11 protein-coding genes are annotated in these 14,223 nt (G+C 62.0%); 8 read left to right on the forward strand and 3 right to left on the reverse strand.

Annotated elements, in window-relative coordinates:
• The first annotated feature begins 192 nt into the window (after positions 1-192).
• Genes coxB through BLW69_RS01410 form a run of 5 tightly spaced genes read left to right on the forward strand, consistent with a single transcriptional unit; the run spans position 193 to position 5,840 of the window.
• The gene (gene coxB, locus BLW69_RS01390) at positions 193-1,260 is read left to right on the forward strand and encodes a cytochrome c oxidase subunit II (protein ID WP_092659428.1); all 1,068 of its coding nucleotides are present in this window, start codon (positions 193-195) and stop codon (positions 1,258-1,260) included.
• Entirely contained in the window at positions 1,257-3,773 is a 2,517-nt protein-coding gene (ctaD, locus tag BLW69_RS01395) for a cytochrome c oxidase subunit I (protein WP_092659430.1), read from the forward strand. Before coxB ends, ctaD begins: the two co-directional genes overlap by 4 nt.
• Entirely contained in the window at positions 3,770-4,153 is a 384-nt protein-coding gene (locus BLW69_RS01400; RefSeq protein ID WP_062461668.1) for a hypothetical protein, read from the forward strand. Before ctaD ends, BLW69_RS01400 begins: the two co-directional genes overlap by 4 nt.
• Positions 4,150-4,791 (forward strand): cytochrome c oxidase assembly protein, encoded by a 642-nt coding sequence (locus BLW69_RS01405; RefSeq protein WP_092659432.1) that lies wholly within the window; start codon positions 4,150-4,152, stop codon positions 4,789-4,791. The genes BLW69_RS01400 and BLW69_RS01405 overlap by 4 nt, the downstream gene beginning before the upstream one ends.
• Positions 4,788-5,840 (forward strand): c-type cytochrome, encoded by a 1,053-nt coding sequence (locus tag BLW69_RS01410; protein ID WP_244508718.1) that lies wholly within the window; start codon positions 4,788-4,790, stop codon positions 5,838-5,840. Before BLW69_RS01405 ends, BLW69_RS01410 begins: the two co-directional genes overlap by 4 nt.
• 55 nt (positions 5,841-5,895) lie before the next feature.
• Here the strand turns inward: BLW69_RS01410 and katG are convergent, their stop codons facing one another.
• A complete protein-coding gene (katG, locus tag BLW69_RS01415) occupies positions 5,896-8,100 on the reverse strand; it encodes a catalase/peroxidase HPI (protein ID WP_092659434.1) in 2,205 nt (734 codons plus the stop codon).
• A gap of 138 nt (positions 8,101-8,238) precedes the next feature.
• On the opposite strand from katG, the gene BLW69_RS01420 reads away from it, so the two are divergent.
• Entirely contained in the window at positions 8,239-9,231 is a 993-nt protein-coding gene (locus BLW69_RS01420; RefSeq protein ID WP_092659436.1) for a hydrogen peroxide-inducible genes activator, read from the forward strand.
• Here BLW69_RS01420 and BLW69_RS01425 read toward each other — a convergent pair.
• A complete protein-coding gene (locus BLW69_RS01425; RefSeq protein WP_092659438.1) occupies positions 9,162-10,595 on the reverse strand; it encodes an endo-1,3-1,4-beta-glycanase EglC in 1,434 nt (477 codons plus the stop codon). The two genes, BLW69_RS01420 and BLW69_RS01425, sit on opposite strands and share 70 nt — an antisense overlap.
• Before the next feature lie 228 nt (positions 10,596-10,823).
• Positions 10,824-11,729: a LysR substrate-binding domain-containing protein gene (locus BLW69_RS01430; protein ID WP_092659440.1), complete on the reverse strand. Its 906-nt coding sequence runs from the start codon at positions 11,727-11,729 to the stop codon at positions 10,824-10,826.
• 159 nt (positions 11,730-11,888) lie between these two features.
• On the opposite strand from BLW69_RS01430, the gene argH reads away from it, so the two are divergent.
• Together argH and BLW69_RS01440 are read left to right on the forward strand one after the other, a co-directional pair.
• Positions 11,889-13,349 (forward strand): argininosuccinate lyase, encoded by a 1,461-nt coding sequence (gene argH / locus BLW69_RS01435; RefSeq protein WP_092659442.1) that lies wholly within the window; start codon positions 11,889-11,891, stop codon positions 13,347-13,349.
• Positions 13,346-14,218, forward strand: coding sequence for an amino acid ABC transporter permease (locus tag BLW69_RS01440; protein WP_092659444.1), 873 nt, complete (start codon positions 13,346-13,348; stop codon positions 14,216-14,218). The genes argH and BLW69_RS01440 overlap by 4 nt, the downstream gene beginning before the upstream one ends.
• Positions 14,219-14,223 lie beyond the last annotated feature (5 nt).

Below are 14,223 nucleotides of genomic sequence, written 5' to 3' on the forward strand. Positions count from 1 at the left end.
GAGATCGTCAACGAACGTGACGTAACGGAGCCAGAGGGCGATAGTTCCTTTTCGCGAGCGGTTGTCATGAAGTTCGATGAGACGCGGTCCTTAACGCTCATCGTTTTCACCGGGTAAAAAAATTTCGTTTGGGGTGGGAACAAATTTAGAAGTCATGCATTGCGCCTGTTCGAGCCGGGGGTGAAGAGCAGAATGAACGATGACCGCGTGACCGGCGACAGCCGGCCAACCCGATCTCAAACCTATTTCGACGATGTCATCGTCCGCGCCCTTCTGCCTGCGGCGAAAGCAGTCCTTTCCCTAATTCTCCTCTGTCCGCTGATGGTTTCCTGCTCCGGCGTGCAGTCGGTGCTTGATCCCGCGGGACGGGAAGCCGCGGGTGTCGCGACACTGTTCTTCGCGATGCTGATCGGCGGCGCGGTGATCTGGGTCGGCGTCGTGGTGCTTCTGTTTTATGCGGCGCGCAAGAAGAACGCCCATTCCGAACGAGGGGCGGGCAGGCTGATCCTCTGGGGCGGCGCCGTGATGCCCTGCATCGTTCTTGGCGCGCTGTTATCCTACGCCATGTGGCTGATGCCGAATGTCCGCCCGTTTTTCTCGGGAGGCGGTGAGGGGCTCCAACAGATCGATGTCACGGGCGAGCAGTACTGGTGGCGCGTCCGTTATCTCGATCCGGACGGTTCCATCGCCTTCGAGACCGCCAACGAGATCCGCATGCCGGTCGGCGAGCGGGTGGCGTTTCAGCTGACCTCACCCGATGTCATCCATTCGTTCTGGATCCCGGTGCTCGGCGGCAAGATGGACATGATCCCCGGCCGTCGCAACGTGTTGACGCTGGAGGGCAACAAGCCCGGCTCCTATCGCGGTGTCTGCGCCGAATTCTGCGGCACCTCGCATGCGCTGATGGGCTTTACCGTGGAGGTAATGGAAAAGCCGGCCTATGACGCCTGGCTCGCCTCCCGCCGCAGCGCTTCGGGTGGCGGCGATGCCGAGGGGCTGGCGCTGTTTTTGAAAAACGGCTGTTCCGCCTGCCATGCGATCTCAGGCACCGAGGCGCGCGGCGTCATCGGTCCGGATCTGACCGCATTCGGCGAGCGCGGTTCTGTCGGTGCCGGAACGCTCGGCAATTCCACCGCCGATATCGCCCGCTTCCTGCGCGATCCCGCCGGCGTCAAGCCGGGCGTGCGGATGCCGCATTACAATATGTTGCCCGAAGCCGAAACCGATCGCATTGCACAGTATCTGAAGGGGCTTCGATGAGCGTTGAACTCGGAAATTTCTCGCCCGAGGAGCGCGCCGCCCAGGAAAAGAGGCTGCGCGACACCTGGGAAACGCCCAAAGGCTGGCGCTACTGGACGTCGGTCAACAACAGCGAGATCGGGCTCTGGTACGGCGTCACCGCATTCGTTTTCATGCTGTTTGCCGGCGTTCTCGGACTGCTGATTCGGATGCAGCTCGTCGTCCCCAACAACGATTTCATGTCGGCCGAGCTGTTCAACCAGGTCTTCACCCTGCATGGCACGGTCATGATGTTCCTGTTCGCGGTGCCGATCTTCGAGGCGATCGCGATCTTTCTTCTGCCGTCCATGCTTGGCGCACGCGAACTGCCGTTCCCGCGGCTGTCGGCCTTCGGCTACTGGAGCTTCCTGCTCGGCGGCATCTTCGTCTGCGGCTCGATCTTCTTCAACGCGGCGCCCAATGCCGGCTGGTTCATGTATCCGCCGCTTGCCACCGACAAGGAATATGCAGGCATCGGCGCCGACATCTGGCTGCTTGGCCTCTCCTTCATCGAGGTGGCATCGATTGCCGCAGCCGTCGAGATCATCGTCGGCATCATGAAATGCCGCGCGCCCGGCATGCGCATCAACATGATGCCGATGTTTGCCTGGTATCTGCTGATCGTTGCGGGGATGATCCTGTTTGCCTTCCCGCCGCTGATTGCCGGCGACATCCTGTTCGAGATGGAGCGGATGTTCAACTGGCCGTTCTTCGATCCATCGCGCGGCGGCGATCCCTTGCTCTGGCAGCATCTGTTCTGGATCTTCGGGCACCCGGAAGTCTATATCGTCTTCCTGCCGGCCATCGCGCTGATGGCAATGATCGTGCCGACGTTCTCGCAGCGTCCGATCGTCGGCTATTCCTGGATCGTGCTGGCGGCTGTCGGCACGGGATTCTTAAGTTTCGGGTTGTGGGTCCACCACATGTTCGCGACCGGCCTGCCGCAGATTTCGCTCGCCTTTTTCTCAGCGGCCTCGGAAGCCGTTGCGATCCCGACGGGGGTGCAGATCTTCGTGTTCATCGCCACCATGCTTGCGGGCCGGGTGATCTTTTCGGTGCCGATGCTGTTTGGCGCGGGCGGGCTGATCATCTTCGTGATCGGCGGGCTGACCGGCGTCATGGTGGCCCTCGTTCCGTTCGACTGGCAGGCGCATGACACCTATTTCATCGTGGCCCACCTGCATTACGTGCTGATCGGCGGCATGTTCTTCCCGATCGTCGCCGGCATCTACTATTACTTCCCCTTCGTGACCGGCAAGAAACTGTCGGATACCTGGGGCAAGGTGTCGTTCTGGCTGATGTTTACGGGCTTCAACACCGCGTTCTTCCCGATGCATTTTTCCGGGCTGCGGGGCATGCCGCGACGCGTCTTTACCTACCCGGAAGAATTCGGCTGGGATATTTTCAACCTCGTCTCGACCATCGGCGCCTTCATCTTTGCGGCAGGCGTGGCAACCTTCGTGATCGATATCTTCCGCCCGAAACCCAAGCCTGCGGAACGCAATCTCAACCCGTGGAATTCCGGGACGCTGGAATGGACCAACGATCCGGACGAGAGCTGGGGCATGCGCTCCGTGCCGATCATCACCAGCCGCTATCCGCTGTGGGACCAGCCCAACCTGCAGGCCGATATCGAGGCGGGCCGCTTCTATCTGCCGGACGCGAAATCCGGCCGGCGCGAGACGCTGGTCACGTCGGTGCTCGATGCAAAGCCGCTGCAGTGCCTGCGCGTCGGCGGCGTGTCCTATGTCACCATCATCGCGGCGCTGGCGCTTGGCGGCGTGTTTATCGCGCTCACTTTCCACTGGTGGATCCCCACCATCATCTGCGCCATCATCACCTTTGTCGCCATCATCTACTGGCTGTGGACGGGCACGGCGCAGATCCCAGATACGGCTGAAACCGATGTCGGGCTGGGCTTAAGCCTGCCGGTCTATGTCTCCGGGCCCGCGTCTGTCGGTTGGTGGGCGATGTTCATCACCATGGTCGGTGACGGTACCGCCTTTGCCAGCCTGATCTTCGGCTATTTCTTCTACTGGACGGTGCATGACGATTATACCGGCGTCAGTGCCGGGCCCGGCGTGTTCTGGCCGATGGTGGCACTACTGCTTTATCTAGCGGCCTGGGGCCTGACGATGCTGGCCCGGCAGCTGAACGAGAAGGGCCCAACGGGTTGCCGCTTTGCCCTCGTTGCAGCCGCAGCCGTTACCATCGCCGCCTCGCTTGCCGGTCTCGCCGGTCCATATCTTACCGGCATGGACCCGACTTCCAACGTCTATCCGGCCACCGTCTGGGTGATTGCCCTCTGGACCGTCATCCACGGCGTGGTCGGCGTCGTGATGCAGCTCTACTGCCTTGCCCGCAGCCTCACCGGCAACATGACAGGCGAATACGATCAGGATATCCGCAACGTCACGCTCTACTGGCATTTCATGGCGTTTACCGCCGTCGTCACGTTCGGCGTGCTCGGTCTCTTTCCGCTGGTGGCATCATGAAGAGCGTTATCCCCCGCGAGGTCGAAACTCTCTGGACCCTGTTTACGGCGCCAGTGGTTTGGGCGCTGCATTTCATCATCTGCTATGCGACGGTCGCGGTTTTCTGCGCCAAGCGTCTGCCGGCGTCGTTCAGCTTCGACACGGTCCGGATCGTGCTTGTCGTCGTGACACTCGCCGCGCTCGCGATGATCGTGCTTTCTGCCTATCTCGCCTGGCGCCAGTGGGGGTTCGGTGCCAAGGACGCGCCGCATGACGAACCGACGCGCTCGTCGCGCACGCTGTTCCAAGGGTTTGCAACGCTGCTGCTGTCGGGCCTGAGCTTCGTGTCGGTCGTCTATGCGGCCATTCCGCTGATCTTCATTGCGGAGTGCCAGCCATGAAACGCCTTGCGCTGATCTCGGGAGCGCTGGTCCTCGGTCTGCTGTGGTTCGGCATCCTGCCGTTTTCCGATCGTGGCTCGTTCTCGGTGCACATGGTCGCGCATATGGGTGTCGTTGCCATCGCGTCGCCGCTGATCGCGTTTGGCATGTCCGGAAGCCGCTTCGATTTCACGGCCGGTCATCTCTGGCTCACACCGATGCTCGCCTCGGTGCTGGAACTGTTTGCCGTCTGGGGCTGGCATATTCCGGCCATGCGCGAGCTATCGGAAGGGTCGGTCCCGTTCGCCGCTCTCGAGCAGATGGTATTTCTCACGGCCGGGCTGACGCTGTGGCTCTCCTGTCTCGGCGGTGCGGCATCGGGACGCGAGGCGCGTCGACTTGCCGGCACGTTCGGCCTCTTGTTTACCTCGATGCATATGACGCTGCTCGGCGCGCTCCTGTCGCTTTCGCCGCGGCCGCTATACGGGGCGGGCGAGGTGAGCTGTTTCGGCATTTCGCTGACGGCACTCGCCGATCAGCAGACAGGCGGTGTGGTGATGCTGCTGGTTGGTGCTATCGTCTATCTTGCAGGCGGCGTGGCGCTGCTCGCCGGCATGCTGAGGCATGATCCGGCTCCTGAGCTTGAGGGGAACGCATGATGACGATCCGCTGGAAGCATCTGATCATTCTTGCCATCCTTGCGCCGATCCTCGGCTTCGGCGTCGCCTGGTCGGGCCTGATCAGCGTGCGCGCCTCGTCGGGACACTGGGCAGCGACCGACTGGTTCCTGCATTGGGTGATGCGCAATTCGGTCAGCACCGCGTCGATGTCCGTTGATCCGCCACCGCTCGACAATCCGGCTTTGGTGCCGGCCGCTGCCGGCCATTTCGAAAGCGGATGCGCCACCTGTCACGGGTCGCCGGCACAGGGCCGGTCCGATGCCGTGCTGTCGATGCTTCCGCCGCCGCCGGATCTGAAAGTAGTCGTGCCGACCTGGACCGACGCGCAGTTGTTCGAGATCGTCAAGCACGGCGTTCGCTTTACCGGCATGCCGGCCTGGCCGGTGCAGACGCGTGACGACGAAGTCTGGGCGATGGTGGCGTTTCTGCGCAAACTGCCTGAGATGGACGGCAAGGCCTATATCGCAGCATCAGGTCTGCACGGCATGGGAACCGCGGGCGAAGTATCGCCGCTGCCGATCACCTGCGAAAGTTGTCATGCGGAAGCAAAGCTCAACGATGGCAGCATAATCCCGCGTCTCGCGGGACAGTCGGAGACCTATCTGCTGGAAAGCCTCAAGGCCTATCACGACAACCGACGGCCGAGCGGTATCATGGGTGTCGCAGTCGGCACGCTCCCGGAAGAAAGCCTGCCGGAACTGGCGCGCTACTATGCCGATCAGCAAAGTCCGAAACGCGATATGCCGCCGAAGGACCAGACGCTTGTGGAAAGAGGCCGCGAGCTTGCCGAAAGGGGAAGGTCTGCGGACAAGATCCCCGTCTGTCTCAGCTGTCATGACAAGGACGGTGCGAACCCTGCCTATCCGAAATTGTCGGGTCAGAATGCCGCCTATCTGAAGCAGCAGCTCGATCTGTTTCGAGGCGGCGTTCGTGGCGGCACGTCGTCGAGCCATCTGATGGTCAATGCCGCAAAATATCTTCAGGACGACGATATCGACGCTCTCTCGGCATTCTTCAGCCAGCGCTGACGCTTGAAAGAGTTCGGCCGGGCGCAACGGGTGTTGCGTCCGGCCGTGTTTGTTTTTAGGCGCGCAGGTCGAAACGGTCTGCGTTCATCACCTTCACCCATGCAGCCACGAAATCCTTGACGAACTTCGTCTTGGCATCGGCCTGGGCATAGATCTCGGCAATCGCGCGCAGCTGCGAATGCGAGCCGAAGATCAGGTCGGCGCGGGTGGCGGTCCACTTCTGCGCGCTGGTGCTGCGGTCGCGACCTTCATAGACGCCACGCTCGCCGGCAACAGGTGCCCAGACGGTGCCCATGTCGAGGAGGTTGACGAAGAAGTCGTTCGTCAGCGTCTCCTTGGCAGTCGTGAACACGCCGTGCTCAGGTGTGCCGACGTTCAGAACACGAAGGCCACCGACCAGAACGGTCATTTCCGGTGCCGTCAGCGTCAGAAGCTGGGCACGGTCGACCAGTGCTTCTTCCGCCTGCATGAACTGCGTGCGCTTTTCGTTTACGTAGTTGCGGAAACCGTCGATGCGGGGCTCGAGTGCGGCAAACGACAGGGCGTCGGTCTGCGCCTCGGAGGCATCCATCCGGCCGGGCGAGAAGGGCACGACGACATCGTGACCAGCAGCCTTCGCCGCCTTTTCAACGCCGGCCGCACCAGCCAGCACGATCAGATCGGCAAGCGAGACCTTCTTTGCGCCGGCATGGGCCGTGTTGAAGGCGGTCTGGATGTCTTCCAGCTGACGGAGAACCTTGGCAAGCTGTTCCGGCTGGTTGACGTCCCAGTCCTTCTGCGGGCTCAGACGGATGCGGGCACCGTTGGCACCGCCGCGCTTGTCGGAACCGCGGAAGCTCGACGCCGAAGCCCAAGCGGTGGACACCAGTTCCTGCACGGAAAGACCAGTTGCCAGAACCTTTTCCTTGAGGTTGGCGATGTCAGCATCGTCGATCAGCGGATGATCGACCGGCGGAATCACGTCCTGCCAGATCAGGTCTTCGGCGGGCACTTCCGGGCCGAGGTAGCGAACCTTCGGTCCCATGTCGCGGTGGGTCAGCTTGAACCAGGCGCGGGCAAACGCATCGGCAAATTCGGCCGGGTTTTCGAGGAAGCGGCGCGAGATCGGCTCGTAGATCGGGTCGAAACGCAGCGCCAGGTCGGACGTCAGCATCGTCGGCACATGCTTGCGGCCGGGAATGTGAGCGTCGGGCACCGAAGCGTCGGCGTTCTTGGCCTGCCACTGGTGGGCACCACCAGGGCTCTTCGTCAGTTCCCATTCAAAGCCGAACAGGTTTTCGAAGAAGTAGTTGCTCCACTGGGTCGGCGTCTGCGACCAGGTCACTTCGAGACCGCTGCCGATCGTGTCGGCGCCCATGCCGGTGCCGTGCTTGCTCGCCCAGCCGAGGCCCTGCGATTCCAGTTCGCCGCCTTCCGGGTCGGTTCCGACCAGCGACGGATCGCCGGCGCCATGGGTCTTGCCGAACGTGTGGCCGCCGGCGACCAGCGCCACGGTTTCCTCGTCGTTCATCGCCATGCGGGCAAAGGTGCTTCTGATGTCGCGGGCAGACGCCAGCGGGTCCGGGTTGCCGTTCGGGCCTTCCGGGTTGACGTAGATGAGGCCCATCTGCACGGCGCCGAGTGGTTCGGCCAGCTCGCGCTCGCCGCTATAGCGCTCGTCGCCCAGCCAGCTGCCTTCGGGACCCCAATAGAGTTCTTCCGGCTCCCACACGTCGGCGCGGCCGCCGGCAAAACCGAAGGTCTTGAAGCCCATCGATTCCAGCGCAACGTTGCCGGTCAGGATCATCAGGTCGGCCCAGGAGATCTTGTTGCCGTATTTCTGCTTGATCGGCCACAGAAGGCGGCGGGCCTTGTCGAGGTTGACGTTGTCAGGCCAGCTGTTGAGCGGTGCGAAACGCTGCTGGCCCATGCCGGCGCCGCCGCGGCCGTCGGTGATGCGATAGGTGCCGGCGCTGTGCCAAGCCATGCGGATGAACAGGCCGCCGTAATGACCGAAGTCGGCCGGCCACCAGTCCTTGCTATCGGTCATCAGCGCGTGAAGGTCCTGCTTCACGGCGTCGAGATCGAGCGTCTTGAATTCTTCGGCATAATCAAACGACTTGCCCAGCGGGTTGGCCAGTGCCGTGTGGGTATGCAAAATCTGAACGTTCAGCTGGCTTGGCCACCAGTCGCGGTTCGAGCGACCGCGGGGCGTATTGCCCTGGGGGTTCTGGCCATGTGCAACGGGACACTTGCCCGCAGTGTCAGTTTTCGTGTCCATGACATTCTCCTTAGATTGTCTGTCGTGCATTGCATGAAAAGGGGAGGATTGTGTGTCGCAACCCGGTGTCTCAAGTCCTACAGGAACATTTCGATAAATTTAAGTTGGATTTCCTGATGGTTGCGATAATTTCACCTTATGACCAATTTTACTCTCAAACAGCTCCGCTATTTCGAGGCTTTGGCGCGCGACGCGAGTTTCCGCAAGGCGGCGGAAGCCTGCGCCATCTCTCAGCCTGCACTGTCGATGCAGATCAAGGAACTCGAGGATCAGGTCGGTCGGGCCCTGTTCGACCGGGGCACGCGCGACGTCCGGCTGACCGCGTTCGGCGAGCTTTTTGCTCTCAGGGCGCGAGATATCGTCCGAGCCGCCGACGAACTCGCCGATCTCTCGCGCGCCTCGCGCGACCGGTTTCTGTCGCGGCTTCGCATCGGTGTCATCCCGACAGTGGCACCCTATCTGCTGCCGTCTGTCATCAACGAGCTCAACCGGGCATTTGATGGCATCCGGGTCGAGATCCGCGAAACGCAGACGACCAAACTAGTCCAGGAAGTCATGCAGGGCGGGCTCGATGTGGCGATCGTCGCGCTACCGGTCTCCGAGCCGTCGCTGACGGAGCTTAAACTGTTCGACGAGGAATTCGTGCTGGTGCGCAGCCGGGAGGATGGCGACAAACCGGTGCCGGAGCCGGATGCGCTGAAAGAAATGCGGCTTCTTCTTCTCGAGGAGGGACATTGTTTCCGCGATCAGGCGCTGTCCTTCTGCGGCATCGGTTCGAACCGCCCGCGCGAGATCCTGTCGCGGGAAATCATGGAGGGGAGCTCGCTGTCGACGCTGGTGCAGATGGTCGGTGCCGGCATCGGCGTTACGCTCATTCCGGAAATGGCGGTGCCGGTCGAGACCCGCTCGGCGCGGGTCTCCATTTCGCGGTTCGATTCACCGCCACCGGCCCGCAGCATCGGCATGATCTGGCGCAATTCGACGCCGCTTGCCAAGCAGTTGCTGCAGGTGGCCGACGTGGTGCTTGGTGCGGCCGCCATCATGCGGCAGCAGCAGACGGCCTATACGAGGCCGTCGTCCGATGCGCTTGAGATCGACGACGTAGGCGCTGCATCGTCGTTGATCTCGTAGGCATGGATATAGTCGATGACCATCTTGGCTCCGCCGGACAGATCACCCGGCTTGCCGGCCGCGCCGCCGACGGCCAGATTGACCAGAAGGTACATCGGGTCATGCATGTCTGACGGTGTCTCGGCGCTGGCAATCGCCACGTCGTCAAAATACCAGACGATTTCCTCTTCGGTCCACAGCATGCCGTAGGTGTGGAAGCCTTCGGTGCTGGGAACGCTGATCGCCGAGGTCTGGGTGGTCTGCTTGCCGGTCTCATTGGAATGCGCGGAAACATGCACCGTGTTCGGGTCCTGGCCGCGCATTTCCACCACGTCGATTTCCGGCGGCCATGAGCCATCCTCAGGCAGCAGCCAGAAGGCTGGCCATGTCGCCTGGTCGGTCGGCATGTCGGCGCGCATTTCGAAATAGCCGTAGGTCTGCGAGAATGTCGAATGGGTGTTCAACATTCCAGACACGTAGTCGTAGCCGTTGACCGCGTCCGAGATCGCATCCGGCGTATTCTTGGCGGTGATCGTCATCGCTCCGTTTGAGACCGAGAACGGGCTGTAGCCGGCGGTCGGCGAATAAAGCGGGTTCACGTACCACTGGCTTTCGCCATTCGTCGGCAGGGAACTGCCCTGGTCCGGCGCCCAGTGGAAGTTTGCGTCCCACGTGCCGCTCGTGCCGTTATTCAGGGAAAGCGCGTTGAACTCGTCGCCGAATGTCTTCGTCAGGACCGAGCGGTCGAGGCTGAGCGCAAACTGGTCGGCAGACAGGTCATCGGCTGTCGTGCCCGCAAACACGAGGCTGTCGCCGTCCCCGAGGTCAAGCCGCAGATTGGCGCCTTCCTGGGTCAGGCTGTTGCCCACCTGTTCGAAGGAGGTGAAGCTGTAGCCATCGAGGCGGATCTTGTCGTCGGCACTGAAATCGGTGATCAGGTCGCTGCCATTGCCCTTGGCGACGATGAATGTGTCGGCCCCGCCGCCACCGGTCAGCACGTCGTTCCCCGCACCGCCATCGAAGGTCTGGCGCGAGGACGAGCCCGAGATGATGTTGTCGAGATCGTTGCCGAAGGCGAAGCGGTTGTCACCGGTGACGCGCAGGTTTTCGATATTGTCCGGCAGCGTGTAGCTCATCCAGGTATCGACCGTGTCGATGCCCTGGCCTGCCGCTTCAGCGGCCCGGTTGATGCTGGAATAGAGATAATAGACATCGTCGCCGGCGCCGCCGCTCATGGTCACGTTGACGGCGCTGTCGCCGTACATGGAGTCATTGGCCGCTGTGCCTGAGAGTGCGGTGCCGGCACCCGTCGCCGAAATCCAGGCTTTGGATGTGCCGCTGTAATACAAAGTTTCGCCAAGGGCGTTCAAAACGGTTTTGGTCATCAAAGTGTCTCCTGTTTGAAAAACGTTGACCTTTGGTCTTCTCCTCCGTTTCGTCAGAGCTCCCTGTTTCAGGCTACCGCGTCGATGCTGCACCGCACAGCGCGAACCGCTGGAGGGCTGAACAAGCTGTTCCCATTTCTGGACGCGACTGTTCGTGCCGTCCTTTTTTGCGACAGAAGCGTGCGGGCATGGGGCAGGTGTGCCAGATCTGGCTGTGGACAGTCGCGGTTACGGGCGATCCAGTTCAGGTCCCAGCTGCGCGGTCAGCCATGTCTTGAATGTCAGCATGGACGGGCTGGAATGGATATGGGGCGTACTGAACCAGTAGCCGAAATCGCTCCGGTAACCGAGGCCGGCCGGATTGATGAGCCTGCCGGTAGCTATCTCGTCGAGGATCAGGCCGCGCGGGATCAGTGCCAAGCCCTGGCCGGCAAGTGCGGCGCGGATCACCATCGTGTAATAGCCGAAGCGGGTAATGTGGCGAACAGTAGCCCCGTCGCGGTTGTGATGAGCTACAAAATGTTGCCAGTGAAACGGCGTCTGGGGATGTTCGAGCATCACGTGTTCGGCAAGGTCGTCGATGTCACAAGGCGTTCCGGCCTTGGCGAAATAGTTCGGTGCGCTCACCAGAAGCACGTCTTGACCGAAGAGATAGGTGCTGTTGTCTCGGTGTTGTGGCGTCGCCGCAAACTCGAAAATGCCGTCCGGGACTTCAGACTGCGACGGCGAGATGAAGGTCGTGAACTGCACCTCGATGTCAGGATGCTGTTCCGCAAACAGATGGAATTTCGGCAGCAGCCAGCGATCGCCGAAAATCGGCAGGACCTGCAGGCGCAGCACGCCCGGGCCGGGCTTCAGCCGTGCGACCAGCAGGGCCGCATCCTCCATGGCTTTCAATGCCACGCGCGCGTGATCGATATAGATGCGGCCGGCCTCGGTCGCGACCATGCCGCGTGGCGTGCGCAGGAAGGCGGGGCTGCCGATCAATTCCTCCAGCGCCAGCAGCTGCTTGCTGACAGCACTCTGGGAGAGCGCCGTCGTTTCCGCCGCAGCACTCGTCGATCCGCGTTCGGCCACCGCCAGCAGAACCTGAAGCGATGCGGTGGACGGCAGGCGCCTGCGACGTTGCTCCATCAGGGTCTCGCTGTTTTGTCGGGATGCGTTCGATCCATTATCGCCAGCGCGCCGTTTTGCGCTAGTCGTTTTTGTCATAGGGCCAAGGAAATAAGTTCGCTTGCCCATTCGTGGTGCACATGGGATCCCTGCCCATTATCTGAACAGAGGGGTTTGCTCATGTCGGCATCCGCACAGCTCTGGGGTGGACGTTTCAAGTCCGGCCCTTCCGAAGCTCTGGCCAATCTTTCACGGGCACCTGCCTCCTATTTCCGTCTCTATCGCGAAGACATCGCCGGCTCCCGGGCGCATGCGTCCGAACTGAAGCGCGCCGGCGTGCTCGATGCGGCCGAGTTTTCGGCCATCCGCTCGACGCTCGACACGATCGAGGCCGATGTCGCGGCAGGCCGCGAAACGCCTGTAGCCGGCGATGAGGATGTGCATACGTTTCTCGAGCGGCTGCTGATGGCCCGTCTCGGCGCTCTCGGCGGCAAGCTGCGCGCCGGTCGGTCGCGCAACGACCAGACCGCCAACAACACCCGTCTCTATCTCCGCCGCATGGCGCGTGAGCTCTCCGCCGGCCTGATCGACGTCGAGGACGCGATCCGCGAGCAGGCGGCACGCCATGTCGAAACCGTCATGCCCGGTTTCACCCATCTGCAGCCGGCGCAGCCCGTCGTGCTTGGTCATCACCTGATGGCGCATGCGCAGTCGCTGTTGCGCGATCTGGAGCGCTTTGGCGATTTCGACCGCCGCTTCGACCGGTCGCCGCTCGGCGCGGCAGCGCTTGCCGGTTCCGGCATCGTCAACCGGCCGGACCTGTCGGCACTTGAGCTCGGGTATTCAGCAGCTGCGGAAAACTCGATCGACTCGGTCGCATCGCGCGATATCGTCGCCGAATTCCTGTTCATCGCCTCGCTGATCGGCGTCAACCTGTCGCGTCTGGCTGAAGAGATCTGCATTTGGAGCTCCAAGCAGTTCTCCTGGGTGCGCCTGCATGACAGCTATTCCACCGGCTCGTCGATCATGCCGCAGAAGAAGAACCCCGATATCGCAGAGCTGACGCGCGGCATGTCCGGCACGCTGATCGGCAATGTCACCGGCTTCCTTGCCACGATGAAGGCAATGCCGCTCGCCTATAACCGCGATCTTGCCGAGGACAAGAAGGTCCTGTTCGAGACGATCGATACGCTGCAGCTCATCCTTCCCGCCTTTGCCGGCATGGTCGCGACGCTTGAGTTCGACGTCGAGAAGCTCAGGGCAGAAGCGCCGCGCGGCTTTACGCTCGCAACGGAAGTGGCCGACTGGCTGGTCAGCCAGAACGTCACCTTTGCCGAAGCCCACGAAATCACCGGCGCTGTGGTGCGCTACTGCGAAGAGCGCGGCCATGATCTTGAAGGGCTGACCGTCGAAGATCTGCCGAAGATCGATCCGCGCCTCGGCCCCGGCCTGCTCGAAGCGATAACGCTCGAACATGCGCTTGCCAGCCGCACCGGTTACGGCTGCACGGCACCCGCTGCGGTGCGCGACCAGATCCGCCGGTTCGAGGTAGCAATCGACGCCCGCCGTCAGTTCGCGCTGGAAGAGATCGGCGCAAAGACGGCTGTTGCCGCAAACTCTGCGGAGGCTGGCACACGATGAGCGCACCCACGACCGTTGCTGTAGACGACAGCGCAAAATACGAGGTCGCCCATCTGAAGCTGGTGCCGAAGCGGCATATCGGCCGCAATGTGGCCGCCGGCATCGTCATTCTGCTGATGGCAGCGCTTATCCGCGCCTTCAGCGTCGGCCAGATCGAATGGTCCTATGTGCGCGACTTCCTGTTTGCGCCCGTCATTCTGCAGGGCCTCGTCAACACGCTGGTCATGACGGTTGCTGCCATGGCGATCGGCATCGTGCTCGGCGTCGTCATCGCCATCATGCGGATCTCGGGCAATCCGGTCCTGTCGTGGATCGCGATCGGCTATCTGTGGATCTTCCGCGGCGCGCCGGCACTGCTGCAGCTGATGCTGTGGTTCAATCTGGCGCTGATCTTCCCCACGCTCGGCATTCCCGGCCTGTTCGAATTCCGCACCGTCGATATCATGACGCCGTTTGTGGCGGCGATGCTCGGTCTTGGTATCCAGCAGGGCGCCTACACGTCGGAAGTGGTGCGAAGCGGTCTTCTGTCGGTCGATAGCGGCCAGTACGAGGCTGCCCGCACGATCGGCATGACGCAGATGAAGATGCTGCGCCGCATCGTTCTGCCGCAGGCCATGCGCGTCATGGTACCGCCTGTCGGCAACGAGGTGATCGGCATGGTCAAGCTCACCTCGCTTGCCAGCGTCATCCAGTTTTCCGAAATCCTACACAATGCGCAGGTCATCTACTACGCCAACACCCGCGTTCTCGAACTCCTGCTGGTGGCAAGCTTCTGGTACCTCGTCGTGGTGTCCGTTCTGTCCGTCATCCAGCAGCGCATCGAGCGCTATTACGGGCGCGGATCGAAGTCTATCAGAGCATCGATGTGAGGTTG

Source organism: Rhizobium sp. NFR12, assembly GCF_900108545.1.
Lineage (GTDB): Bacteria > Pseudomonadota > Alphaproteobacteria > Rhizobiales > Rhizobiaceae > Neorhizobium > Neorhizobium soli.